We start from the raw sequence: 25,550 nt of genomic DNA on the forward strand, positions 1-25,550 counted from the left end.
TTCTTTTGTCAGAGCATATCGGGCATCTGCAGCTCTCCGCGGGAGAAGCTGCGGTATGTGTCAGGCTCTATTTCTTCGTCGGGCTCGGCCAGCACGGTATCGTGGTCGAGATGCCAGGCGATATATTTTATGGTGAGGCCGCGGTCGAGCCATTGCTGCTCGTAGAACGTGCGGATTCCGAGTATGTCGCCCGCACCCTCCGGCGAAGCGTAAAGGTCGGCAGTGTCGGCCACCATCCTCAACCGGTTCAAGGCGGTCATCAGGCCGGTATACTTGTATAGAAACGGACTGTCGGTCTTCAGATGCACGATGCCGTCGGGCTTCATCACCTTGCGGTACAGATTCATGAAACGTGTGCCGGTAAGACGCTTGTTTACCTTCTTCATCTGGGGGTCGGGGAATGTAATCCATATCTCGTCGACCTCTCCGGAAGCGAAGAAGAATGGTATCAGCTCTATACTCGTACGCAGGAATGCCGCATTTGGTATGTTCCTGTCAGTTACCTGACGGGCGCCCGACCATATGCGCGCTCCTTTTATATCAATCCCTATGAAATTTTTATCGGGGAAACGCTCGGCGAGCCCGACGGTATATTCCCCCTTGCCGCATCCGAGTTCAAGCACGATGGGGTTGTCGTTGTGGAAATACTCGCGGTTCCATTGTCCGCGCATGGGGAATCCCTGCTCCTCCAGCACTCTGAACGGATACTGGAACACACACTTCATCTGCTCTACCTCGCTGAATTTCTTCAATTTATTCTTTCCCATATCATCTTGATAATGTATATGTTGTCTTTGTTCCGCCCACGAGTGTCACCGTCACCACGCATACTCTGCCGGGCCACCGGCAGGCATCAATCGCGGCCTCCGGAGCTCCCGGGGTTATGTCGGCGAGCATTATGCCGTCGATTGACACGGCCTCGATTCTTGAGATGTCGCGCGAGGCCGACACTCTCAGCACAGTGCCGTCAAAGCGCAGGTCAATCCCGTCTGCGTCCTGCCCGATGTCATCGACAGTGCCGGTAGAGCGGGTGATGTCAAACTCTTGCCACTGCGGTGCGCCGGCAAAACTGTCGGCCATATCCTCAGCCACTCCAAGTTTCACAGCCGACTTGTCGACCTCATCCCATACATCTTCGCCGAGAGCCGGCACCGAACGCAGAGCCGACGCATCCATCGATGCGAGCTCAAGCATACGCTCCATGCCGTGGTCGCCGATAGAATCGAGAGTGGAGGGGAGCACAATATCCTGCGCACGGTTTCCCGACATGGCGTAAGCCCCTATAGTACGCAATCCCTCACCCAGTATTCCGGAGACATCGGCATCCGGAGAGCCGGCAATCATGAGAGCCGGCAGATGGTCAATGCCAGAGACTTGTATTTCGGTCAGGGCGCCGCATCCAAGAAACAGGCCTTCGCCCAAGGCTATGCCTGAGGGGAGTGACACTCCGGCAAGCGACCGGCAACCCTCAAAAGCACGCGCCCCTACAGAGCGCAGACTCGCCCAATGCGAAAGGTCAAGACGCCGGAACGACGCGCCGTGAAACGCCGACTCGCCGACCGTCACGACTCCCTTGCCTCCGGAGATGTCCGACAGCGACACACAGTCGCCAAAAGCGTTTCGCCCGATAGCGCGCAGACCGTCGGGAAGCGCAAGCGACACAAGCCCGCTGTGGGCAAATGCATACGGTGCAATCGAATCGAGCCGTGAAGGCAATGTGAGCTCCTTTGCGGGGATGGCGGCAAATGCGCCCTCACCGATTACCTCGATGTCATCGGGCAACAGCACATTGGACAGAGGCATCACGGCAAAAGCATACGGAGGTATGCGGGCCGGCTCGACAGAGAGCCTGCGCATATCAATCTCCTCAAGCATCGGCATGCTGTCGCGCAGCACCGCGAGTTCCGAGGAGTATACCCTCCCCTCCAGCACAAGCACACGGGTGTCGGAGGGCACCCCGCCGATAGCCGACGACAGTGTGCCCGGAGTATCAGACACGACAGTCAGGGCCATAGCTCCGGGAATGGCTGCAAATGCCGCCACGGCTGCAATCATCGTCCGCGAAAAGCCGTCAAAGATCCTGCCCATCAATGGCATAAATGCATGTTGATTATGGCTTTCACCGGATACATGGCCACGATATCGCTCTTGTCCACCTCCATCGGGTCATAATCCTCATTGGCGCTCTTGAGTATTATCTTCTCGGGATTGTCATGGCGACGCACATACTTTACTACACGGCGGTTTTCCATCACCACTATATATATCTCTCCCCAGGCAATCATGGGGAACTCATTCTCGGGGAGGAAGGCGAGATAGGCCCCGCTCTCTATTATCGGCATCATCGAATTGCCCTGTGCCTGCACCACGGCCCAGTTGGGGCTGAGATGAGGCATAGTGAGGTAGCCGATTACATTTTCCTGGGTAAACGCGCGGTCAAGCTCCTCGACACCGGCGAGCACAGCGATATCATAGATAGGGAGCGAACGCTGCTGAAACATCTGAAAACCGGGCTCCACTCTGGCGACAGCCGGAGTAGCCACATGATTTTTGTCAAACGGAAGCCCGATGCCGTCGCGTAGCCACTCGCGCGACACGCCTGTATTTACAACGATGCGGTTGATGAGATTGTCGGTAATCGGCAGATGCCCGTTGATATACTTGGATATGTTGGCGGGGTCAAGACCGATTTTTTTCGCAAACTGCGCCTGCGACAGGCGTGTAAGCCCCATAAGATGGCGCACACGGCCTACCACCGCGGCGGCCTTCTCTTTGTCAAGAGATATCTGTTTTCTAAATTCTGAGCTCATTTTTATATTAAGGTGTGTTTATAGTCCTTTTGGCAAATTTACACCTTTAATTGTTATCTTGCAAGAAAAAGTCATTTTTTCTGTCCTCGAATGTAACCAAGATTAGTTTATAATACGCCACTGTATGTAGCATCTATTATTAAACAAGCCACTAATGCAATTATTCATAACTCAATCTTACAAAATGTTTTTCATTTTAATGCAAATACACCCATTTTTATTTGCAATTTTCAAATATTTAGCTTATTTTTGCAAAAATGGCAATCAATCCGACTATTATCGATGATACCGTGTCATTTGTCTGATAAACCAATTTAATCACATAATATATGAATAATTTTACTAAAACCATATTGAAGAGCATTGCAATATCCCTCGCACTGTGCATAGGGCCGACAATCTCCGCACAAGATATCGTATCAATATCTTATTCAGATAGTTACACCACAGCAGGGTCTGCCTCAATCAAAATAATCAGTGATGATGTACCCGACACGGGGCTTGCATCGGCATACGAACCGCACACATTCCGGATAGATGCCGGCTCTCTGTCCATTACCAATCCAAAGTGGACCTTGCAGCTCCCTCTCGCCGACGGCAGTTTCAGCACCATATCACTCCCTGATACAGGACTTTCATGCACCGTTCCGAAGATTGATAATGAGGAGCAGTATCAGATAAATGTCGATGGCGACATTGAGGCCAAACTTTATTTCTCTTGCACATCAAATGGCCGTGAGCTCAATGCCATACCGTTTAAGATAAGTCTCGAACTCAAGCCGATTATCAAGTATGCCACAATCGAAAAAATCGTTGACAACTCTCCGTATTATTCCTATGATGCTCACTTCAAGGTGAAATATTATGGAGCTGATAAAATACTTGTTACGGTTGAAGAAGAATATGGGGCAAAAATGAAAGCACAATTTATTTATGAGCCACTTATCGCTTATGGCATTGCTGACCATATTACCTCACTATTCTATGCTTGGATTGACTTCACCGCTGAAAACAAATATGGGAAAACAGTATACACCATTGAATTGCAGCCGGGTGGAATTGTATCTCCAACTAATTCAATCCAAACGATACCCTTATCCGATTCAGCTTACGGAGATAATGACAGATTTGAAATATATGATATAAACGGAAATCGCATTGGGGTTACCAATGATTTAGCTTCAATATCACAAATCTCATACAAAGGCTTGCTTATTGTAAAACACATAAGAAATAACCAGGTGATAGATACAATTAAAATTATGAAATAATTGAATATCAGCGTTGCGATTGTCGTTAATAGCAACGCTGACTGTAAGAAGCAATTTCACAATATTTTAAACTGCATATTTGGTAAATAATTACCAGATTTTGCCTTTGGGGAACGACAGGCATTTCCATATCGGCTTCCGGGGATTGGCGCACGCATAGCCTTTTTTCTGTAACTCCTCAGGAACGCCCGAACACTCGACCGGGTCAAATGCAATGCCTATATGCATCTTCTCCCGTTTGATAGCGCGCCTTACCTCGTCTCTCATAAGAAAGGAGATATTATAGGAATCACTGTTGAAAATCGTCAGATTGCACACCTTATTATAGTCCAGCACCATACGTGCCGGATACTTTGATCGAGGCATAAAGCTGGTCATCTGCTCGTTTCTGACATCGCACCATCGAGTGAAATGAAGCAGATAGTATGTCCTGTCACCATATTGCTCACTCACCACCGGTACCGGATAAAACTCAATAAGAGTCGAATCGGCAACATAGTGCTCAAACAGCTCCTTAAGGCGTGGAGACAAGAAATAGGCACACCCAACACTAAACATAAAATCGGCATATTTCCCATTTTTAAGCGTAAGAATCAACTTATCGATATTCTCTACCGGGACACCAGATCTCTCAATCGGGAAGGGCTGCCAATCTTTAGGTTTGCTCAAAATGCCGACTTTCTTAGACTCGTTGAAACTAACGTTATAATACAAATGTTTCATCGTTAACGGTTTTTAATATTAAAATACGGATTCATCGGATTATTTCTAATATTTGTATATGGATTTATTGAATATCGGGGCATGACAGGTTCATAGAGTCTAATGTCCCTATTCATTATATTAAGAGATTGTCTAAATTTTATTGATTAAAAATTTTATGGCAGCGAAATCAATCATTTCTTCCGCTGATTCATTCAGTATCTCATAGTTCCGGGCGAGTCTGCGGCAAGAGTCAAGCCATGCGAAAGTCCTCTCAACCACCCATCTGAGCGGCTTTGGCAGGAATCCCTTAACTCCATTGGGGGTATTGGATACCTCAAGCTCGATGCCGAAGTCTTTTTCAATGTCTTTGTCCACGTCTCCCCGATACCCTCGGTCGGACAATACCTTGCGCAGGTCTTCCCATACATCATCCGCCAGTCCGCATAGATCATGAGCCATTTTTGAATCGTGAATACCAGCGTTACAGACTTTCCTCGCAAGGATGAAGCCATTGCGGTCGGTGATGATATTCCTTTTGACACCCTTGACTTTTTTGTTGCCGTCATATCCGTTATCTCCCTGTCTGCTACCCCATCTGACACTTTGGGCATCCATCGCGCCAACACTCGGACTTGATGCCTGGCCGCGTTTGCGACGTATCTTTCTGACGAGTTTCTCAAGGAAATGCTCGACACGACCCTCTTGTCTCCATTTATGGTAGTAATAATAACGTGAGTTCGATGAAAATAATCAAAATAGAGTCAGCTGATTATCATACACGCGTTCTAAGTTTATCCTCGGTTTCTTTGGAAACAGGCAATAAGCCGCTATCCCACCAATGAGATTAACGATGAAATTCGGAAATGAACGGTGTCGCGAGTGTTCTATCTGAGCGATGTTTTTGAGTTGGTCGTTTACAGTTTCGATAATAGCCCGTTTTCTCAGAAGTATTCTGTCATACATTGATCTCAGACCGCCTTTCATGTTGTTTTTCAGTTTTGTGATCAATTGGATTCCGTCAATGAACAGCTTGCAGAACAGGTCTTTGCCGATATAACCTTTGTCACCGACCATCTTGCCGTATATGAACTCGACAAACGACTTCACTTTCAGAGGTTCCCGGTCATCAACATCTCCCGGAGTGATCATGAAGTTGAGAATCTCGCCCTTGTCGTTGCATATCAGATGTAGCTTGAATCCGTAGAACCAACCTAACGAACACTTCCCACGTTGCGCTATTCCTTTGAACACCTTGTGCATGTGTATCCGTTGGTTGCGACACACACGTAGCAGTGTGCTGTCGACAAAACTAATACCGGTACATTTTCCCAGCAGACATTTCTTTACGAATATCACGAACTGAACGACCACTGATTTCTCCAGCTCCGTGAATCTGTTGTATGAGACTGTTTCGGGGAACAGATGCCTGTATCGCTGACATATCTCGTTCAGATAAAAGTGTTTGAGACATTTATGGTTGGAACTGTGGAACATGATCATGATAACAATGACCTCCGCCTGCGACAGACGGCAATCTCGATGATATTCCCGCTTCCTGTCCGTACGAATCTTCGAAAGACCTCTGCGACGGAGCATCGCATTAAAAACTTTGCAGAATTCATCTGCAATCACGAATATTTCAGTAATTTTGTCTTCGGTGAGCATAGCGATAAGAGTATTTGTTTGAAATTGAGTCCTTTAAATTTAATACTTTTATCGCTAATCACCAATTTCTCATCTAATTAATTTTCGTCGAACTCACGTTAATAATAGACACTTTTCCACGCGGGATAGTCGTGAGGCAACCTTCGCCATTGACAACCGCTGGCCAATAGGTAGAGGATAGCTTCAAAAACTGATTGTAGTGAATATTTTCTCTTGCGTCTATCATTTTCAAGGAATTCTTTGTTTATATAAGACCACTGACCCTCGGTCAGATGTGTCTGATAGAGATTGATTTCGTGCATAATATTAGCCTTTTCTCTTTCAACACTCTGATTGAGGGTTTGTTATGCCTAATAACATTATTTCGCACTAATTTTTAGACAATCTCTAAGAGGGTGTTTCATAACAACTGTTAAGATAGTCCATCAAAAAAATGCCTCTGCTAAAGGAGAGGACATTTTTTTGATGGACTATCTTAACAGTTGTTATGAAACACCCTCTAAATAAGCCGCATATTTCCCTAAAATATATAGTCAGTATATTTATGTTCTACAACATAACTGCGCTGACATAACTGCGCAAGCCCAATTTACAAGTTTTAAGGTATAATGAGCCGATGATTCGGTAAAGTTGCCTAACTTTGCTCCCCAAAAGCCCTCTGACGGTAACATTTATTATTAAACAAGCTCTTAAACAAGCTCTAACTAAAAAACGTAAAACAAGAAATGTCAACTTATACCGAGGACCGTCGCAAGGTCACCACACGCCGACTCGCCGAAATGAAGCAGCGTGGCGAAAAGATAGCTATGCTCACCGCCTACGATTACTCCATGGCCAAACTCATCGACGAGGCCGGAGTGGATGTGATACTCGTCGGCGACTCCGCATCCAATGTGATGGCAGGCAATGTGACGACACTGCCGATGACTCTCGACCAGATGATATACCATGCCACATCGGTAGTGAAAGGTGTGACACGCGCATTGGTTGTATGCGACCTGCCGTTCGGCACCTATCAGGGCAACAGCAAGCAGGCCCTCGACTCGGCAATACGCATCATGAAAGAGAGCGGCGCCGAAGCCGTGAAACTCGAAGGGGGCGCCGAGATACGCGAGTCGATCGAGCGCATACTCTGCGCCGGCATACCGGTGGTAGGACATCTCGGCCTTACCCCGCAGTCAATCAATAAATTCGGCACTTATGCCGTGCGCGCAAAGGAGGAGGCCGAGGCCGAGAAACTTATCTCCGACGCAAAAATGCTTGAGGAGATAGGATGCTGCGCCATAGTACTCGAAAAGATACCCGCCGCGCTGGCCAAGCGTGTGTCGGAACAACTCATCATCCCAACAATCGGCATCGGTGCCGGAGGCGGCACTGACGGACAGGTGCTCGTGATGCACGACATGCTCGGCATCAACAAGGGATTCTCCCCGCGGTTCCTGCGCCGATATGCCGATTTGTCGACAATCATCAACGACGCGGTGGCCCACTATGTCGACGACGTGAAGACATCCGACTTCCCCAACGCCTCGGAGCAGTATTGACCGTACCACACCTTACCTACAACAAACGCCCTCCCGGTCACGGCCTACGCATGATGCTATGCGCCCCCTGACCCGGAGGGCTATACTATATATATAACCACAATGGCAAAACAGGAATATATCGAGAAAAACCGGCAGTGGCTGGCCGAAAAGGCACGCGAAGCCGGTGTAACCGCTATCGACAAGGGCATCTGCTACAAGCCCATTAAATCAGGGAAAGGAGCACAGCCCAACCGCGGAAGCGTAGTGACAGTGCACTACACCGGACGCACTATCAACGGCAAGACATTCGACAGCTCGCGCGGAGGCGTGGCCCCTGCGTTCAGGTTGCGCGAGCTGATACCCGGATGGATTATCGCCCTGCAGCAGATGCATGTCGGCGACCGTTGGGAGGTTTATATCCCGGCCGAGCAGGCCTACGGCAAGATATCCCAGCCGGGCATCCCCGGAGGCTCTACTCTTATTTTTGACATCGAGCTGATTGCGGTATCCTAAACAAGCTCTAAAACATCGCGCCACTCGCAGTCGTTATAAAAACGGAAGAGTCACATGCCGGGCAGCCATCGCCGAAGGCCGCAGCCCGCATGAAGTTTCCCCCGGATCGACATATTTCGGTCGATAGTCCGTTAACAAATATTGGGGAATACATCTCTGACATTTTTCTTGAAAAACCCGACGTTTCAAAATAAATTTTCGTAATTTTGCATGAAACGTAGATTATTTGTTGTTATAGCATGTCAAAAGTAACCAAAGAAATGGCCCTCGACTACCATCGCGAGGGCAAACCGGGCAAAATCGAAGTAGTGCCCACCGTGCCCTACTCGTCAATGCAGGACCTGGCACTCGCCTACTCGCCCGGAGTAGCATATCCCTGCCTGGAGATTGAGAAAAATCCGGCAGATGCCTATGAATATACCAACAAGGGCAACCTCATCGCCGTAATCTCCAACGGCACCGCAGTGCTTGGCCTCGGCGACATCGGCGCGCTTGCCGGAAAGCCGGTAATGGAGGGCAAGGCTCTGCTTTTCAAGATATTCGCCGGGCTCGACTGTTTCGACATCGAGGTCAACGAGAAAGACCCGAAAAAATTTATCGAGATTGTGAAAGCGCTGGCTCCGACATTCGGCGGCATAAACCTCGAGGATATCAAAGCGCCCGAATGTTTTGAAATCGAGCAACGTCTGAAAGAGGAATGCAACATACCCGTGATGCACGACGACCAGCACGGCACCGCCATCATATCCGCCGCCGGACTCATCAACGCCCTTGAAATCCAAGGCAAGAATATCGGTGATGTAAAGCTGGTGGTCAACGGCGCCGGCGCAGCAGCAGTAAGCTGCACACGCCTCTACATCGCTCTCGGCGTAAAGAAAGAGAATGTTGTGATGTGCGACTCAAAGGGTGTGATCAACCGCTCGCGCAAAGGCCTCAACTCTCAGAAAGAAGAATTTGCCACCGACCGCGACATCAACACCCTGGCCGAGGCCATGGTGGGAGCCGACGTATTCCTTGGCCTTTCGGTAAAGGATGTAGTCACCACCGAGATGGTACAGTCCATGGCCGAGAAGCCTATTGTATTCGCCCTCGCCAATCCCGACCCGGAAATATCCTACGAGGCAGCCATGGCATCGCGCCCCGACCTAATCTTCGCCACCGGACGATCCGACTATCCCAACCAGATTAACAATGTGCTGGGGTTCCCCTACATATTCCGCGGAGCGCTTGACGCAGGCGCGACAGCCATCAACGAGACCATGAAGCTCGCTGCCGTAAAGGCCATCGCCGACCTCGCCAAAGAGCCGGTGCCCTCGGTAGTCAACGCAGCCTATGGCATGTCAAACCTCAAGTTCGGCCGCGATTACATCCTGCCCAAGCCTCTCGACCCGCGACTGATTACCGCCGTATCTCCGGCTGTAGCGCGAGGCGCCATGGAGAGCGGAGTGGCTCGCCGGCCCATCACCGACTGGGAAGCATACAACGAGAAACTGCGCCACCTAATGGGGTATGACAACAAATTCATGCGCCGCGTCACTGAAGAAGCCCGTCGCAACCCCAAACGTGTGGTATTCGGCGAGGCAAACACCGACAATATGCTCACCGCGGCCGTCAATGCATATCACGACGGAATATGCATACCCATCCTGCTTGGCAACGAGGAGATGATTGAGAAGCGAGCCAAACGTCTCGGACTCGATATAGAAGGCATCGAGATAGTCAACCTCCGCCACGACCGAGAGGCCGAACGCCGCGAACAGTTTGCCGAAAAACTCGCCGCATCACGCCAGCGCAGAGGTATCACCCGCCCCGAGGCTCTGGAACTCATGTTCGACCGCAACTACTTCGGCATGATGATGGTAGAGACCGGTCAGGCCGACGCCATGATTTCCGGCACATACTCCGGAAGCAAAAAGGCTGCAAAGATAGCCGAAGAGGTAGTAGGCATACGTCCTACCTACAACCACTTCGCCACAATGCATATACTCAACACCAAACGTGGCACTTTCTTCATGGCCGACACAACCGTCAACCGCGAGGTCGACGAAGAAACTCTATTCGACATAACACGCCTGGCCCGCAACTCGGTAGAGTACTTCGCCCACGACCCGATAATGGCAATGGTGTCGTACAGCAACTTCGGCTCCCACAAGGAGAAAGAGCCGGAAGTGGCCCGCCGTGTTGTAGAACGCATGCACGAAGCATATCCCGACCTGCCCATCGACGGAGAAATGCAGATGAGCTATGCGCTCAACAAAAAAGCCCGCGACGCCGCCTACCCCTTCTCGCGCATCAACGGCAAGGATGTCAACACTCTCATCTTCCCCAATCTTAGCGCGGCTTCCACAGCCTACAAGATGATGCTCGAAATGGGACTGGCCGAGGCTGTAGGCCCGATACAGATGGGCCTCAACAAGCCTATACACTTCATCAGCACAGACGCTGCCGTGCGCGACATAATCAACCTCGCCACCGTAGCGGTAATCGATGCCGCAGTGCTTGAAAAAGTAGGCAACGGCCACGATAAATAACCCAATCACACGCAACACCCAATACAATTGCACGACAGCATCCGGAATCCGGATGCTGTCGTTGTTTTCAGCCGTCATGTTAAAGCGGAGGCAAACGTTCTGCCTTGCACAATATCATGCAATGCGTTGACGTTATATTCATTAGAGCAAATCTGCAATGGAATCATGAATATACTCTACCGCAATATAATCGCTATGGCATGTATGGTAGCATGCATGCTCCTACTGCCGGCTGACGCCGCCGCCCTGCCTCTCGACACATACGCCCCACAATCAAAACTATCATCCGGCCATTGGGTAAAAATCAAAGTCTCCGATTCCGGCATATACAGGATTACTCCCGACCAGCTGCGCAAATGGGGATTCCAGCAGCCGGAGAATGTGCGCGTATATGGATACGGAGGCAATATCCAGAGCGACATACTCAACGCCGTGACATATACCGACGATCTCCCTCTTGCCGGATGCGAATACACCTCGCGCGGCCTTTTCTTCTATGCCCACGGACCTCTGAGCTGGGAGCAGGACCCCTCGGGCCGATATCTCCCGGTGCACAACTATTATTCGACCGACGCTTACTACTTTCTGTCGGATGCCCCGGGAACTACCGGAGGAATCCCCGCCACAGGCTCGCCCGTGAGAGCCGGCAATGCCACCGAACAGTTTACAGAGCATCTGCTGCACGAGACCGAAACAATGTCGCCGGGTGAGACGGGCCATGTACTCCTCGGCGAAGATTTCCGCACGCGCACCACTCAGACATTCTCGTTTAATCTTCCTGGCAACGTATCTGAGAACGTGTGGATACGCACCGTCTTCGGCGCCAACGTGCAGTATAGCATCGCACGCATCCAGATGAATGTCAACGGCAACGCCGTTACGCCATCGCCAAACTATATTGACACCTCGGATTTATCCGACGCACGACACTACAAGAGCGCCAACATGATTGCCTCCACCACCCTCGGCGACAATATCGGCAAACTTGATATAGGCATCACATTTTCTTGTACAGGCACGGTAAGGCTCGCACGCCTCGACAATATAACAGTCAACTATACACGTGCGCTCTCGCTCGACGGAGCCCAACTGGCGTTCCGTACCGACCGTGGGTTTGCCCTCGCTGCCAGTGGCAATATCCGCATATGGGACATCACATCGCCGGGAGCGGTAGCGCGCGTCGACTTCACCGTCGACGGCGGCAAAGCATGCTCCACACCTACATTCTCTGGCGTAAGGGAGTATGTGGCATGGAACGCTGACGCCGAATTCCCGACTCCGGCATATGTCGGCACAACAGCCAATCAGAACCTCCACGGCGAGGAGACACCCGACATGGTCATATTCACATTGCCGCAATGGAAGGCAAGAGCCGAGCAACTGGCCGACATACACCGCGCGGCTCCGCAGAACCTCAAGGTACTGGTGGTAAATGCCGAACAGGTATACAATGAATTCTCATCAGGCACACCCGACATAGGGGCATTCCGCCGCATGCTCAAGATGATGTGGGACCGCGGCCGGGAGTCAGCCAATCCGGCCACCGGCTCCGACAGCAAACTACAATATGCTCTGATGTTCGGACGCGCTTTCTACGACCATCGCGGCATCACCCCCGAGGGGCGCAGCTATCTCAACTCCATTCTGCCCCAATGGCAATCAATTGACGGAGAGACCGACAACGTGTCATATACCACAGAAGACTATCTCGCTTTTCTGCGCGATGACTCCGGCGCGTATCCCGGCCAGGACTATCATTGCATCGGAGTAGGCCGCATACCGGTCAACAATGCCAACGAAGCTAAAGTAATCTTGGAAAAGATTCGCAACTATGTGCGCGACTCCCGAAAGAACGACTGGAAAAACCGCTATCTGCTCTGTGCCGACGACGGAAACGACTCCAAACACCTCACACAGATGGAAGATACCGAATCGCTGCTGAAGAAAAACGGATTCGGAGCCGACAACATATTCCATAAAGTATACATCGACGCCTTCACCATTATCAACGGCAAGGCACCCGACGCACGCGAGCGCATGCAGCGCTATCTCGACCAAGGGGTGATATGGTGGTGGTATATCGGCCATGCATCGGCCACTTCATGGACCGGTGAGGGACTGCTCGAACTCACCGACATCAACGTGGCAAGCTATCCCCACGCCCCGATGCTGTTTGCCGCCACATGCAACTTCCTGCGCTGGGACAGAATACAAACCTCCGGCGCCGAAATGCTCTTCTTCAATCCTAACGGGATAATAGGAGCCATAGCCGCCACTCGCCCTGTATATATAGACTATAACAAGACAATGGCATTCGGCGTCGCACAGACAGCCAATCTACGCGACCCGGCCGGAAACCCGCTATCCATAGGCGAGATATTCCGCCGGGCCAAAAACACCAGTCTCAACAACGACAGCAACAAACTGCGCTATGTGCTCATGGGCGACCCGGCTCTTCCGCTGGCCATACCTCAGGAGAAAGCCTTGCTGGAAGCTATCGACAATACCCCACTCGACCCTGACAACCCTCCTTCGATAATGGCACAGCAGCGCCTCACCATATCAGGGCGCATCCTTGACAGCGAAGGGAACACCGACACCTCATTCAACGGCTACGTCACCCCCACAATCTACGACGCCGAATACAGCACCACAACACAGGGTCACAATACAGTGGAAAACGGCGTACTGGTCGAAGGCAAACAGGAGATTATTGAAGAGATGGGCGAACGCCTGTTTGTGGGCCGCGGAAATGTGACCGCCGGAGAATTCGAGGTCAACGTAGCCATGCCCATAGAGATATCAGGCAACTATCGCCCGGCGACAATGAACCTCTATGCCGTAAGCGATGACACCTCACGCGATGCCTGCGGAGTCAATCGCGAATTCTATGTCTACGGCTTCGCATCCGACGTGGAACCCGACAATAATGCCCCGGTAATTGAATTCTTCGGTCTCAACACCGAAGGATTCCGCTCTGGACAAACCGTCAACGCCACACCAATGGTAATCGCGCGCGTACGCGATGACATCGGCATCAATATATCGACAGCCGGCATCGGCCACCAGATTAACCTTCAGCTCGACAGCAATGTCACCTATCCCGAGGCCGTATATTATTACACTCCCGGAGAGGATGGCGCCGTGTCGGGCAATCTCAACTTCCTTATGCCCGAACTCACGGCAGGTACCCACACATTGCGTCTGCGCGTATGGGACACCTCCAACAATATGGCTGAGTCGCAGATTGAATTCTCTGTAGACCCCCGACAGGCTCCGGAGATATTCGACCTCTATGCCGACTGCAACCCTGCGCGCGACCACACCAACTTCATCGTATCGCACAATCGTCCCGACATTGTTATGCACGTAAAGGTCGAGGTATTCGACCTCATGGGGCGCCCCGTGTGGACCGGTGAGCAGAATGCCAAGTCCGACATGGGACTCTCCGAGCCCCTCGCATGGGATCTCACCGACCCCGCAGGCCGCCGCGTAAACCGTGGCATCTACCTCTACCGGGCCACCGTCACCACCGACCACGAGCAGTACGTCTCCGCCTCCCGCAAGCTCGCCGTCACCGCCCCCTGATTCCCTCCCGAAAGACATTATAGACATTACAATATAGCAGTAGACCGTCGTGACTGACGGTCTACTGCTATATTGTAAACATACACAATCCAATCACCGCTTATGCCATAGGATTGGATTCCAGTCTATATATAGAATATAACAAGGCCGCACTGCAAATCGCAGCACGGCCTTTCATGTAGTATATGAATCCTTTCAAGGAAATCAGTCGTGGTTGTTGTCGCGGCGGGGACGGTCGCCACGGTCGCGGCGGGGACCGCGGTCGCCATCACGACGGGGACGGTCGTTGCTACCCTCACGACGCGGGGCACGCTCGCGGCGCTGGGGCTCTACGTAGCCTTCGGGCTTGGGCTGGAGGGCACGCATCGACAGTCGGTACTTGCCGGTCTTTTTGTCGATTTCGATGAGTTTTACCTCTACCTCGTCACCTTCCTTAAGGCCGGAAGCCTCCATGTTTTCGAGACGCTCCCAAGAGATTTCGGATATGTGGAGCAGACCGTCGCGGTTGGGCATGAACTCAACAAACGCACCGAAGTCGAGTATCGAGCGTACCTTGCCCTGATATACCTTGCCCTCTTCGGGGAGAGCCACGATAGCGCGAATCATGTCGAGAGCCTTGTCCATCGACTCCTTGTCGGAGGATGCAACCTCGATGTAGCCGCCATCTTCGATTTCGTCGATTGAAACGGTAGCACCGGAAGCCTCCTGGATACCCTGGATAACCTTTCCACCCGGGCCGATAACAGCACCGATAAGCTCCTTGGGTATGAGCATTGTCTCGATGCGGGGCACGTGGGACTTGTAGTCGGCGCGTGCTTCGGGGATTGCCTCGGCGATTTTGTCGAGGATATGCATACGTCCGTCGCGGGCCTGGTTGAGGGCCTTTTCAAGCACCTCGTAGCTGAGGCCGTCGACCTTGATGTCCATCTGTGTGGCTGTGATACCGTCGCGTGTTCCGGTCACCTTGAAGTCCATGTCGCCGAGGTGGTCCTCATCGCCGAGGATGTCGGAGAGCACGGCATACTTCGAACCGTCGGAGTCGGTGATGAGACCCATGGCGATACCGCTGACGGGCTTCTTCATCTTCACGCCGGCATCGAGCAGGGCGAGTGTGCCGGCACATACGGTGGCCATAGACGAGGAGCCGTTGCTCTCGAGGATGTCGCTGACGATGCGGCATACATAGGGGAAGTTGTCGGGGAACATACCCTTGAGGGCGCGGTGGGCAAGATTGCCGTGGCCTACCTCGCGGCGGCCAACGCCACGCTGGGGCTTAGCCTCGCCTGTAGAGAAGGGGGGAAAGTTGTAGTGGAGGAGGAAACGCTCCTTGCCCTGGTTGAGCACGTCGTCGAGAATCTTCTCGTCCATCTTTGTGCCGAGAGTCACGGTAGCGAGAGCCTGTGTCTCACCACGGGTGAACACGGCCGATCCGTGGGGGCCGGGCACGTAGTCGGTCTCAATCCAGATAGGACGGATATCGGTGGTCTTGCGGCCATCGAGACGCACGCCTTCGTCGAGCACACAGCGACGCATGGCTTCACGCTCTACATCGTGGTAGTAGCGTTTTACGAGCGGAGTCTTCTCCTCGCGCACTTCTTCGGGGAGGCTTTCGATATATTCGTCGCAGATAGCGTCGAAGTGGTCCATGCGCCAGTGCTTGTCGGCACATCCTGCCTTGGCAACCTCGTAAGCCTTGTCGTAGCACTTGTCGTGCACGTCCTTGCGGAGCTCCTCGTCGTTGACTTCGTGGCAGTATTCGCGCTTTACCACATGGAGCTCTTCGGCGAGTTCCATCTGGGCCTTGCACTGTACCTTGATAGCATCGTGGGCAGCCTTGAGGGCGGCGAGGAGATCAGCTTCGCTGACTTCCTTCATTTCGCCTTCGACCATCATGATATTTTCGTAGGTGGCACCAACCATCAGCTCCATGTCGGCATCTTTGAGCTGCTCGAATGTGGGGTCGATAACGAATTCGCCGTTAACGCGGGCTACACGTACCTCAGATATAGGACCGTTGAACGGTATGTCGCTCACGGCGATGGCTGCAGAAGCGGCCAGACCGGCGAGAGCGTCGGGCATGTCCTCGCCGTCGGCCGAGAACATGATGATGTTGACAAACGTATCGGCATGATAGTTGTCGGGGAAAAGCGGACGGAGTACGCGGTCGACAAGGCGTGCTGTCAGGATTTCATAATCGGATGCGCGGCCCTCACGCTTGAGGAAACCGCCGGGGAAACGTCCCGCTGAAGAGAATTTCTCCTTGTACTCTACCTGGAGGGGCATAAAGTCGACCCCCTCGCCGGCTTCCTTCGCCGACACCACAGTGGCCAGGAGCATGGTGTTGCCCATGCGCAGCTCTACCGCTCCATCGGCCTGCTTGGCAAGTTTGCCGGTCTCGAGCGTGATCTCACGTCCGTCGGGCAGCGCGATGGTTTTCTTGATTGGTTGTGCCATAAATGATAATATGTCTCTGTAATTGTATGTTTTTTCTTATACAAAAAATCGCACAAAGATAGCGAATTCCGCTTAATGTGCCTAATAAATTGTATATAAATTTTTTATACGGTCTATAATTCTTTCGATTTATACTCTGAAATATACCGGTGGAGCACCTTTATAATTCTATCTGACGAGCCTCGACAGGGGTGTCCATAAAGAGCGAGGCGAGCGAGCTGAAGCGGTCGGCGCTCTCTGTGGTCAAATACTGCACACTGGCGCCTTCAGTGCAGCGCGAGGCCATGTCGGGATGACGCCGCAGATAGTCGGCGAGGCTGTCGGCAACAATACTCCCCTGAGAGAGCACCCTGACACCGGATGGAATCGCTTCCTGTATCGTGTCGATAAGCAACGGATAGTGCGTGCAGCCGAGTATCAGCGTATCAATCTGCGGGTCGGCGTCAAGCAGTCGCCCGAGATCGCGCTCTACAAAATATCGAGCTCCCGGCGAAGAGGCTTCACGATTTTCCACCAGAGGAACCCACATCGGACACGCATGTGAGGTGACGGTCATTGACGGATGCATCTTGCCGATTTCAATATCGTAGGAGCGGGAGGCCACAGTGCCCGGTGTACCGACAATACCGATATGTCCGTTGCGTGTAAACTCCGGCAGAATCTCCACTGTCGGGCGTATCACCCCAAGCACTCTGCGTGCGGGGTCAATCTCCGGCAGGTCGCATTGCTGGATAGTGCGGAGAGCCTTGGCCGATGCGGTATTGCAGGCGAGAATCACCAGTTGGCATCCGCAGTCAAACAGGTAGCGCACGGCCTGCAGCGTGAATCGGTAAACAACGTCGAACGAGCGTGTACCATATGGCGCACGGGCGTTGTCTCCAAGAAAAAGATAGTCGTATTGTGGCAAGCGACGGCGTATGTCGCGCAATATGGTGAGACCTCCGAATCCGGAGTCGAACACACCTATCGGGCCAGGTACAGCTGACAGCATGAAGCTATTGGAGCATACGGAGGGCAGAGCACCGTCAAGGCAACAACTACTCCGCATGCATTTTTATGATTATCTTGCAACTCGGGCCGTGAACGCCTTTATTGAATGGCGTTCACGGCCCGAGGCTATGGTTTATAATAATTTATCGTGAAATGCGGGATTACTTCAGGCCGAGCGAAGTCTTCACCAGCGGGGTGATGTCGACAACATCAGTACCTACATACAGAGGCATAGCCTGCTCAAATATGAATGTCATACCCTGCTCCTTGCCCACGGAGTTGATTGCATTGGTAACTTTCTGTACTACGGGGGCCATCAGCTGCTCGTGCTGACGCTGTAGGTCCTGAGTGGCTGTCTGACGGAACTGCTCGGATTTCTGGTATAGATCCTGGATTTCCTGCTGACGGCGCTGCTTGATGGTCTCGGGGGTATCCGCGCCAAGGCCCTGGAATTCCTGTACGGCCTTGTTCATCTCCTCCTGAAGTTTGGCAAACTCATCCTCATACTTCTTTGATGCGGCCAGTATCTGCTCCTCAACCTGCTTTGAATCGGGCAGAGCCTCCATTACAGACTGAGTATTGATAACACCGAACTTGGGAGCCTGAGCAGCCGCGAACATGGGAAGTGCCACAGCAACGGCGAGCAAAATTTTCTTTATCATGATATGTGAAATGTTAATTTGCGTAGATAATTTTACTTAATTGCACAAAGTTAAGCAATCTCTGCCGATTACGCGACAAAGATATTAATAAAATTCATAAAATATTCATATGCCGGTTATCGCGCGTAGCCCATTTTTGCGAGTACCTCGTTGCTGACATCAATACGCGGTGATGCAAAGATGATATTTGCCGATGATGCGCGGTCGAATATACACTGGTATCCCCGTTCCTCGCTCACCTTCTTTACGGCATTGTACACTTCGTCCTGAATAGGCTGCATCAGCGACTGGCGCTTCTTGTAGAGTTCGCCTTCCGGTCCGAAATATTTGTATCGGAGTTCGGTAGCCTCTTTCTCCTTGGCTACAATCTCAGCCTCCTTCTTGGTCTTCTGCTCATCGGTCAGGAACACCATGTCGGCCTGATAATTCTTGTACATTGTCTGGGCCTCGGTAGCCTTGGCCTCGACCTCTTTCTGCCAACGCTGTGATATCTGGTTGAGCTGTTCGTTGGCCATCTCGTAGGAAGGCACATTCTTAAGGATATATTCCATGTCAATCAGAGCGAACTTCTGGGCGAAAGCTCCGCAGCAACATGCGACGCAAAGCATAAGAGCTATGGCAAGTCTTTTCATACTTGTTGATGTTAAGAGAGTTAATAATACGTGACATCTCCATTATAGCGGGGCCACTTAATCATATGACACTACAGAAGCGGAATAGTTTGAAATGATTAACTATTTTTAGAATTCCTGACCGAGAATGAAGTGGAACTGGCCTCCACCCTTGCGGCCATAGACGGTGTCGAAACCGTAGGCCCAGTCGATACCCATCATACCCACCATCGGCAGGAAGATACGCACACCGGCGCCGGCCGAGCGCTTGAGGTTGAAGGGCTGGAAGTCCTTGACAGCGGTCCAGGCATTACCGGCCTCGACAAATGTAAGACCGTAGATGGTGGTCGAGTTGGAGAGCATGAACGGGAAGTGGAGCTCCATGCCGACACGTGCATAGGCGTAGCCCTCGCGTGTCCATGGAGTGAACTGGCCGTTCTCATAACCGCGCAGGGCTATGGTCTCGGTAGCATATGTGTATGAGCCCGACATACCGTCGCCTCCGACATAGAATGTCTCGAACGGAGTCTTAAGATACTTGTTGTAGCTGCCGAGCAGACCGAAGTCGGCACGGGTCATCATCACGAGAGTCCATTTTCCTGCAGGGTCGGTAAGCGGAGTGTAGGTACGGCTCTTGAAGCGGAGCTTCCAGTATTCAATCCATCGGTAGAGTTCCTTCTTGGCCTCGACAGAGCCGTTGTTGCCCTCTTCGGAGAGACGTTTCCAGTCTTTCTTGCCAAAAAGAGAAGCGGGGGGCGTGAGCTGGAGGTTGAGAGAGAATATCGAACCGCTACGCGTATACAACGGATTGTCGATTGACTGGCGGGCGAGAGTAAGACCGAGAGTCAGCGAATTTGAAGTACCGTTGTTCATATAATAGAGGTAGTCCCAGTTCTTGAGGTAGTACCACTGATATCCGATTTCAGCCTGGAAGGTGAAGTAGTCGTCAGGCCAGCTCAGACGCTTTCCGATACCGACTGTGACACCAATCATCTGCAGCACCTTGTTGGGGTCGTAGGCATTCTCGTAGGAGTTCTGGTAGTAATCGTTGTAGTAATTGCTGCTGCCCCAGTAGTTGTAGCCGTAGGGGTTACGCCAGTTGCTGCTGTAATACGAGGAGTTGATACCGGTCTGACGGGCATAGTAGGCCGACACCGACAGCGAGTTGGGGCGCTTTCCGCCAAACCACGGATCGAGGAACGATATCGAGTAGCTCTGGTAATATTTGGCATTGGTCTGGGCGGAAATCGTAAATGTCTGACCCTCGCCCTGTGGTATTATACCTTTGTAAGAACTCGGATTGAAGAGGTTCTTTATCGAGAAGTTGGTAAACTTAAGGGCAAGTTTACCGATAAGGCCGGTCTGTCCCCAGCCGAATGAAACCTCGACCTGGTCGTTGGCTTTCGATTCCAGACCAAACACTATATCTACCGTACCGTTCTCGGCATTAGGCTCGGGACGGATGTCCATAGCCTCAGGGTCGAAGTGGCCTGTCTGAGCGATTTCACGTGCCGAACGCATGAGGTCATCCTTGCTGAAAAGCTGGCCCGGCTTCACACGCAGCTCTCGACGGATTACTTTCTCGTACAGACGGTCGTTACCGTTGATGATTACATTGTTGACTGTAGCCTGCGGGCCCTCTACCATTCGCATTTCGAGAGCAATCGAGTCGCCGGTCACATTCTTTTCAATCGGATACAGGTGGTAGAACAGATATCCGTTGTTGAGATAAAGGTTGCTCACGGCATCCTCATCCTCTACCGTACGCTTGTTGAGCAGTTTCTGGTTGTAGACATCGCCGGGACGGATGTCAAGTATGCGCTCAAGAATCTCGGTGGGATATACAGTATTGCCCACCCAGTCGATATTGCTGATGTAGTATTTCTTTCCTTCTTCGAGGTTTATATAGACATCGACATTCTTGTCGTCGTACTTGACAACGCTGTCGCTGATAATCTTGGCATCGCGGTAGCCTTTCTCATTGTATTTGGCGATAATCCGGTCAAGGTCGTCCCGATAATCGCTTTCAACGAATTTCTTCTGACGGAAGAGGTTGATGAGCTTGCCCTTCTCGTTGGTCTTCTTCATCGCACGCTGCAGCACATTGTCAGAGAGCATCTCGTTGCCGTCGATGTATATCTTGTGCACCTTTACCTTCGAGTTTTTGTCGATATTGATATTGACTATATTCTCGTTGGGAGCTGAAAGGTCTTCAATCTGGTCGATACGAACCTCGGCGTTGCCGAAGCCCTTCTGACTGTAGTAGCCTTTGATAATCTGGGTAGCGCGGTTTACGATATTCTGGGTAATCTGATTTCCTTTCATGAGCTGCAGACGCTCTTCAAGGTCTTTCTTCTCGCCCTTGCTTGCTCCGTAATAATTTATGGCGGAGATTCTCGGCTGGGGCTTAAGAGCAAACTCAAGCCACACCTTATCGCCGGCCATCTTGGCTACTTTGATTTTAATAGTACTGAAAAGGCCCTGGCGGGCAAAGCGTTTTGCCGCATTGGTAATATCCGGACCGGGTATCTCCACTCGGTCGCCGACATTCAGCCCGGAGTATCCGATTATAATGTAATCCTCATAATTAGGCACACCGGTCACCTCGATTCCGGCAATCTCATAGCTTTTGGGCATGCCGGTATAGAGTATATTGGGATTATAGACGGTATCGACCGGTGCGTTCAGGACAGGTGAGTCCTGAGCAACGGCAACCGTAGTTGCGGAAAGGAGAGTCAGAGCGATGATTGTCAGCAGTCGGTTAAGCATAAGCTGATTTTATTTTTCGGAGATGTCGTGTCGTGTGAAATATTTGATATCGTATATATAATGTGTGGTGGCTGTGTGCGGTCACTCCGCGGCGTCGCCGCTTACCTGCTCGGAGGTCTTGCCGAAACGACGTTCACGGCTCTGATAGTCGACCACCGCCTTGCAGAAATCCTCCTTGGAGAAATCCGGCCAGAAGGTCGGCACAACGGTGATTTCCGAATAAGCAATCTGCCACAGCAGAAAGTTGCTTACACGATGGTCGCCGCCGGTACGTATCAGCAAATCCGGGTCGGGCATGTCGCATGTGGCCATATGAGCGGATATGGTATCGGGGGTTATCTCATCCGGACGCATGTTGCCCTGCTCTACCTCACGTGCTATCCGGCGCATGGCATCGGTAATCTCCCAGCGCGAAGAGTAGCTGATGGCCAGCACCAAGGTCAGCCCGGTACAATGGGAAGTGTCGTCGATACACTTGCACAGGCGGGTGTAGGCAAACCGTGGCATGCGCGAGAAGTCGCCTATCATCGTCAGACGCACGTTGTTTTTTATCAAATCGGCCGTCTCCCTCTCGATGGCTACGACAACCAGATTCATCAGAGCATCGACCTCGGCCTGCGGACGATTCCAGTTTTCGGTAGAGAATGTATAGAGCGTAAGATAGCCGATACCTATCTCCGAGGCAATCTCGGTGATTTTTCTTACAGTATTCACACCCTCGACATGTCCTTCCGAACGGTCGAGACCGCGTGATTTGGCCCATCGTCCGTTGCCATCCATTATCACGGCCACATGACGCGGCAGCCGCTGGGGGTCAATCTTATCTTTATATGACATAACGGTCACATTGATTGGTCAATAATATATTCAGTCGACATAATAGCAGCTTCTGCAGCGCTCGCCGAACTCAAATGTCAGCGACACCATGACTGTGGAATACCAGTCGGTATTTTTCGCAAAAGAGCTTTTTATGCCGTATAAGTCACTTAACACCGGGCCGTCGACCTTGTCGGTAAACGTCTTGGTCATACACCACTCAACTCCGAGATTGAGCCGTGGATTGATTTTGTATCTCACTCCGGCGCCCATCGGTATATTGAATGCTACCGCTGTGCCCTCACACGAGATTAGCGACATACCCATGCCCAGAGTCAGATATGGCGACCAGCGGCGCATCCTGCGGTACGTTTCGCCGATACCGTAGTTGAAGAAATTGAAGTCGACGCGGGCGCCGAGGTCGTATACGGTCGACGAGAAGCGGTAAGTCTCTCCGCCGGGGTATACATTTGTCATGTCGGAACTGTCGCCGCTGAGAGTGGCAACCGTAAAGTTGCCGCGTATGTTCCAGCGAGGGCTCACCAGATAGCGGAATATAGCTCCCCCGGCAAATCCCGGATGAGCATAAAGACTGCCGGTATTGGCATCACCGAGATAACCGCTGAAGCCGAGGGCAGGGCCAAGCTCAAACTTGTAAGCTGTCTCTTGAGCCGAGGCACGATTTACACAACATGCACCCCAAAGCGCCACCATAGCCATTATAATAATGACCGGCCGGCGCAATAGCTGTATTGTTGTGTTCTGTCGAGGCCTCTTGTCAGGCATATCCGAGTTGTCAGGCGTGATAAAGTGGAGATGAGGATGTTTACTGAAGCGGCTTATAGGTAAACCGGTTTATGACTCCACGCAACACTATGTCGCGCAGATTGCCGGCCTCATTCTCGCCTCCGTATATATATATGTAGGGGCAGTCCCACTCGGTAATCGGGGCTACCGCACGGCTACCATAGAATCCGTCGAGCATACACCATGCCGGCAGGCGGCGAAGTGTCACGCTCTCCCATCCGCCTCCGGAAGTCGAGCGGGCATGCATCACCGTAGGAATCACCAGAGCCCGGGCACCGGCAAACGATTCCATCTGTTCCGGCAACTGCATAAGAGAGTCGGCTTCATGCCAGTTGACACCAAGGTCGCGTGATATATACACCTCGCGCGACAATGACCCGTCGGCCTTACGGCCGCCCATAGCGAATATAGTCGACTGCTTGGTGACAGTCCAGTTGACGGTATTGGTCTTGAATGTATAGTACGGGAAGATTGTCATTCCGTCAAGCGCTGCATCCTGAGGCATATTGGCAAATTTATTCCATGCCTGTCCGTCATATCCCCAAACGGCACTCGTAAGATTGCCGTTAGCGATATGACCGCCGGCTATTATGCCCTGAGGTGCCGAACTCCAGTCGGAAGAGAATGTGAGCATGCGGGTAGTGCCGCCGACAGGGAAGTCGGCTCTTACCGCCGATGCCACATAGCCCTGGGGTTCGGGGCAGGTGGCATGTACATATCCTGCGCCATCGGAGGCGACACCTACTACACGCGATTCATACGCGCCATAAATCCATGACCATACTTTTCCGGTCGACGACCATGCAAGTCCGTCGGTCGAACTGTAAAGGGTACCGTTGTCCGACAGCACATAGTAATCGCCATCTGTAGCTGTAAGAGTGGAGAGTCGCGGAGTGAATCCGAAATTGACAGTCTCGCGCACCCAGCTGTCGACAGGAGTCGCAGGGTCATCGGCCGAAGCGCGTTGCCAGGCTGTACCATCGGTCGAATAGCAATATACTTTGCCATTTTTCTCTACGGTCACCGCATCCTTTGCTCCTCGGATGGCAGGAAGGACCGAATAGGCCATATCACCCCAGCACAATGAATCAGGCTTCTGATTGTGTACATTCACGGTGATAGTATATGTGCGCGAATATGTCTCGTTAAGCGACGTAACAGTCACCTTTACCGGAGAGCTGAAAGATATCGTATCGGGTGAGGTACTGTTGTACTCCTCCTCCTTCTCGTTGCCCTCGGTGTCGGTATATTTAATCATGATTTTCGACGAGCCGCCGGTGCCGATTACGGGTACCAGTTTACGCACATCCGTGCCCAGAGGCATCGAGTCGGCATTGAAAATCTTTTGCCCCTCCAGGTCGATAGTAAAGAACACCGAGTCGAGATTGGCCAGCACCTTCGTATCGGCTTTCAGATTGAATGCCGTTATAGCCGTACTTGAATACATCGTTTCCGGAGTATATCCGGTATCGATGTCGTAATCGTTTGTATCATCGTCGCTGTTGCACGACACAACCACACTCCCAAGCATGATTGAGAGCGCGGCAAGTGATGAGGCAGCAAGTCGCTTATTCATATATTTATATTTTTCAAACTGCAAAGATACGAAGTATTTGCCAAGTATATGCAGGATATTGCAAAAAACGTAACAGCACCGGCAGTATGCCCGTGCTAAGAGATGGTAAAATTAATCATTACCGCTGAAACGGCAACGCATTTTTAGAAGTTTACATTTTTATATACCGTTTTTATATGTTTTTAACGGCAAAACATCTGTATAATTGCGATTCAGCGGGCCTGACAGCCGGTTGCCGTAGTTGGCGCCACTGTCA

19 protein-coding genes and 1 pseudogene are annotated in these 25,550 nt (G+C 51.6%); 5 read left to right on the forward strand and 15 right to left on the reverse strand.

Annotated features, from left to right (window positions below; genetic code table 11):
- Nucleotides 1-8: 8 nt before the first annotated feature.
- From trmB to ADH68_RS04230, 3 genes are read right to left on the reverse strand one after another with little or no spacing between them, the layout of a single operon-like run.
- On the reverse strand, nt 9-767 hold the full coding sequence (gene trmB, locus ADH68_RS04220; RefSeq protein ID WP_068961908.1) for a tRNA (guanosine(46)-N7)-methyltransferase TrmB: 759 nt from the start codon (nt 765-767) through the stop codon (nt 9-11).
- A gap of 1 nt (nt 768) precedes the next feature.
- Nucleotides 769-2,088 carry a leucine-rich repeat domain-containing protein gene (locus tag ADH68_RS04225; protein WP_068961907.1) on the reverse strand — a complete coding sequence of 440 codons (1,320 nt, stop codon included), beginning with the start codon at nt 2,086-2,088 and terminating at the stop codon, nt 769-771.
- Nucleotides 2,088-2,810 (reverse strand): LexA family transcriptional regulator, encoded by a 723-nt coding sequence (locus ADH68_RS04230; protein ID WP_068961906.1) that lies wholly within the window; start codon nt 2,808-2,810, stop codon nt 2,088-2,090. Before ADH68_RS04230 ends, ADH68_RS04225 begins: the two co-directional genes overlap by 1 nt.
- 329 nt (nt 2,811-3,139) lie before the next feature.
- Between ADH68_RS04230 and ADH68_RS04235 the strand changes: the two genes are divergently transcribed.
- Entirely contained in the window at nt 3,140-4,081 is a 942-nt protein-coding gene (locus ADH68_RS04235) for a hypothetical protein (RefSeq protein ID WP_068961905.1), read from the forward strand.
- 90 nt (nt 4,082-4,171) lie between these two features.
- Here the strand turns inward: ADH68_RS04235 and ADH68_RS04240 are convergent, their stop codons facing one another.
- The 4 genes and pseudogenes from ADH68_RS04240 to ADH68_RS04255 all read right to left on the reverse strand — a co-directional run bounded on the left by ADH68_RS04240 (nt 4,172) and on the right by ADH68_RS04255 (nt 6,753).
- Nucleotides 4,172-4,804, reverse strand: a complete 633-nt coding sequence (locus ADH68_RS04240; protein WP_068961904.1) for a hypothetical protein — start codon at nt 4,802-4,804, stop codon at nt 4,172-4,174.
- Nucleotides 4,805-4,936: 132 nt separating this feature from the next.
- Nucleotides 4,937-5,512 (reverse strand): annotated as a pseudogene (locus ADH68_RS04245) (IS5 family transposase); the annotation flags it as partial.
- A gap of 24 nt (nt 5,513-5,536) precedes the next feature.
- Complete coding sequence (locus tag ADH68_RS04250) at nt 5,537-6,451, reverse strand: IS982 family transposase (RefSeq protein ID WP_084273910.1); 915 nt, start codon at nt 6,449-6,451, stop codon at nt 5,537-5,539.
- A 98-nt stretch (nt 6,452-6,549) separates the two neighbouring features.
- Nucleotides 6,550-6,753, reverse strand: coding sequence for a transposase (locus ADH68_RS04255; RefSeq protein ID WP_084274177.1), 204 nt, complete (start codon nt 6,751-6,753; stop codon nt 6,550-6,552).
- Between the two features lie 423 nt (nt 6,754-7,176).
- Between ADH68_RS04255 and panB the strand changes: the two genes are divergently transcribed.
- The 4 genes from panB to porU all read left to right on the forward strand — a co-directional run bounded on the left by panB (nt 7,177) and on the right by porU (nt 14,609).
- Nucleotides 7,177-7,995 (forward strand): 3-methyl-2-oxobutanoate hydroxymethyltransferase, encoded by an 819-nt coding sequence (gene panB, locus ADH68_RS04260; RefSeq protein WP_068961902.1) that lies wholly within the window; start codon nt 7,177-7,179, stop codon nt 7,993-7,995.
- 102 nt (nt 7,996-8,097) lie between these two features.
- Complete coding sequence (locus ADH68_RS04265; RefSeq protein ID WP_068961901.1) at nt 8,098-8,490, forward strand: FKBP-type peptidyl-prolyl cis-trans isomerase; 393 nt, start codon at nt 8,098-8,100, stop codon at nt 8,488-8,490.
- Nucleotides 8,491-8,729: 239 nt separating this feature from the next.
- Nucleotides 8,730-11,021 (forward strand): NADP-dependent malic enzyme, encoded by a 2,292-nt coding sequence (locus ADH68_RS04270; protein ID WP_068961900.1) that lies wholly within the window; start codon nt 8,730-8,732, stop codon nt 11,019-11,021.
- A 165-nt stretch (nt 11,022-11,186) separates the two neighbouring features.
- Nucleotides 11,187-14,609 carry a type IX secretion system sortase PorU gene (gene porU, locus ADH68_RS04275; protein ID WP_068961899.1) on the forward strand — a complete coding sequence of 1,141 codons (3,423 nt, stop codon included), beginning with the start codon at nt 11,187-11,189 and terminating at the stop codon, nt 14,607-14,609.
- A 204-nt stretch (nt 14,610-14,813) separates the two neighbouring features.
- On the opposite strand, the gene pnp is transcribed toward porU, so the two are convergent.
- From pnp to ADH68_RS04315, 8 genes are all read right to left on the reverse strand, one after another.
- Entirely contained in the window at nt 14,814-17,063 is a 2,250-nt protein-coding gene (pnp, locus tag ADH68_RS04280; protein ID WP_068961898.1) for a polyribonucleotide nucleotidyltransferase, read from the reverse strand.
- A gap of 160 nt (nt 17,064-17,223) precedes the next feature.
- On the reverse strand, nt 17,224-18,054 hold the full coding sequence (gene murI, locus ADH68_RS04285; protein ID WP_068961897.1) for a glutamate racemase: 831 nt from the start codon (nt 18,052-18,054) through the stop codon (nt 17,224-17,226).
- A gap of 160 nt (nt 18,055-18,214) precedes the next feature.
- Nucleotides 18,215-18,715: an OmpH/Skp family outer membrane protein gene (locus ADH68_RS04290; protein ID WP_068961896.1), complete on the reverse strand. Its 501-nt coding sequence runs from the start codon at nt 18,713-18,715 to the stop codon at nt 18,215-18,217.
- A gap of 116 nt (nt 18,716-18,831) precedes the next feature.
- Entirely contained in the window at nt 18,832-19,347 is a 516-nt protein-coding gene (locus ADH68_RS04295; RefSeq protein ID WP_068961895.1) for an OmpH/Skp family outer membrane protein, read from the reverse strand.
- Between the two features lie 108 nt (nt 19,348-19,455).
- The gene (locus ADH68_RS04300) at nt 19,456-22,095 is read right to left on the reverse strand and encodes a BamA/OMP85 family outer membrane protein (RefSeq protein WP_068961894.1); all 2,640 of its coding nucleotides are present in this window, start codon (nt 22,093-22,095) and stop codon (nt 19,456-19,458) included.
- A gap of 81 nt (nt 22,096-22,176) precedes the next feature.
- Nucleotides 22,177-22,932 (reverse strand): isoprenyl transferase, encoded by a 756-nt coding sequence (locus tag ADH68_RS04305; protein ID WP_068961893.1) that lies wholly within the window; start codon nt 22,930-22,932, stop codon nt 22,177-22,179.
- 30 nt (nt 22,933-22,962) lie between these two features.
- Nucleotides 22,963-23,697, reverse strand: a complete 735-nt coding sequence (porG, locus tag ADH68_RS04310) for a type IX secretion system protein PorG (protein ID WP_084274175.1) — start codon at nt 23,695-23,697, stop codon at nt 22,963-22,965.
- A gap of 40 nt (nt 23,698-23,737) precedes the next feature.
- Nucleotides 23,738-25,294, reverse strand: a complete 1,557-nt coding sequence (locus tag ADH68_RS04315; RefSeq protein ID WP_068961891.1) for a DUF6242 domain-containing protein — start codon at nt 25,292-25,294, stop codon at nt 23,738-23,740.
- Nucleotides 25,295-25,550: the final 256 nt, after the last annotated feature.

The organism is Muribaculum intestinale (assembly GCF_002201515.1).
Lineage (GTDB): Bacteria > Bacteroidota > Bacteroidia > Bacteroidales > Muribaculaceae > Muribaculum > Muribaculum intestinale.

Bases quoted from the DNA above. Each gene is read 5' to 3' on its own strand.
- ADH68_RS04225 (WP_068961907.1), bottom strand. From the start codon at position 2,088: ATGGGCAGGATCTTTGACGGCTTTTCGCGGACGATGATTGCAGCCGTG.
- pnp (WP_068961898.1), bottom strand. From the start codon at position 17,063: ATGGCACAACCAATCAAGAAAACCATCGCGCTGCCCGACGGACGTGAG.
- ADH68_RS04300 (WP_068961894.1), bottom strand. From the start codon at position 22,095: ATGCTTAACCGACTGCTGACAATCATCGCTCTGACTCTCCTTTCCGCA.
- ADH68_RS04250 (WP_084273910.1), bottom strand. From the start codon at position 6,451: ATGCTCACCGAAGACAAAATTACTGAAATATTCGTGATTGCAGATGAA.
- ADH68_RS04255 (WP_084274177.1), bottom strand. From the start codon at position 6,753: ATGCACGAAATCAATCTCTATCAGACACATCTGACCGAGGGTCAGTGG.
- ADH68_RS04290 (WP_068961896.1), bottom strand. From the start codon at position 18,715: ATGATAAAGAAAATTTTGCTCGCCGTTGCTGTGGCACTTCCCATGTTC.
- ADH68_RS04295 (WP_068961895.1), bottom strand. From the start codon at position 19,347: ATGAAAAGACTTGCCATAGCTCTTATGCTTTGCGTCGCATGTTGCTGC.
- porU (WP_068961899.1), top strand. From the start codon at position 11,187: ATGAATATACTCTACCGCAATATAATCGCTATGGCATGTATGGTAGCA.
- trmB (WP_068961908.1), bottom strand. From the start codon at position 767: ATGGGAAAGAATAAATTGAAGAAATTCAGCGAGGTAGAGCAGATGAAG.
- ADH68_RS04305 (WP_068961893.1), bottom strand. From the start codon at position 22,932: ATGTCATATAAAGATAAGATTGACCCCCAGCGGCTGCCGCGTCATGTG.
- ADH68_RS04265 (WP_068961901.1), top strand. From the start codon at position 8,098: ATGGCAAAACAGGAATATATCGAGAAAAACCGGCAGTGGCTGGCCGAA.
- ADH68_RS04240 (WP_068961904.1), bottom strand. From the start codon at position 4,804: ATGAAACATTTGTATTATAACGTTAGTTTCAACGAGTCTAAGAAAGTC.
- panB (WP_068961902.1), top strand. From the start codon at position 7,177: ATGTCAACTTATACCGAGGACCGTCGCAAGGTCACCACACGCCGACTC.
- ADH68_RS04315 (WP_068961891.1), bottom strand. From the start codon at position 25,294: ATGAATAAGCGACTTGCTGCCTCATCACTTGCCGCGCTCTCAATCATG.
- ADH68_RS04270 (WP_068961900.1), top strand. From the start codon at position 8,730: ATGTCAAAAGTAACCAAAGAAATGGCCCTCGACTACCATCGCGAGGGC.
- ADH68_RS04230 (WP_068961906.1), bottom strand. From the start codon at position 2,810: ATGAGCTCAGAATTTAGAAAACAGATATCTCTTGACAAAGAGAAGGCC.
- ADH68_RS04235 (WP_068961905.1), top strand. From the start codon at position 3,140: ATGAATAATTTTACTAAAACCATATTGAAGAGCATTGCAATATCCCTC.
- murI (WP_068961897.1), bottom strand. From the start codon at position 18,054: ATGCTGTCAGCTGTACCTGGCCCGATAGGTGTGTTCGACTCCGGATTC.
- porG (WP_084274175.1), bottom strand. From the start codon at position 23,697: ATGCCTGACAAGAGGCCTCGACAGAACACAACAATACAGCTATTGCGC.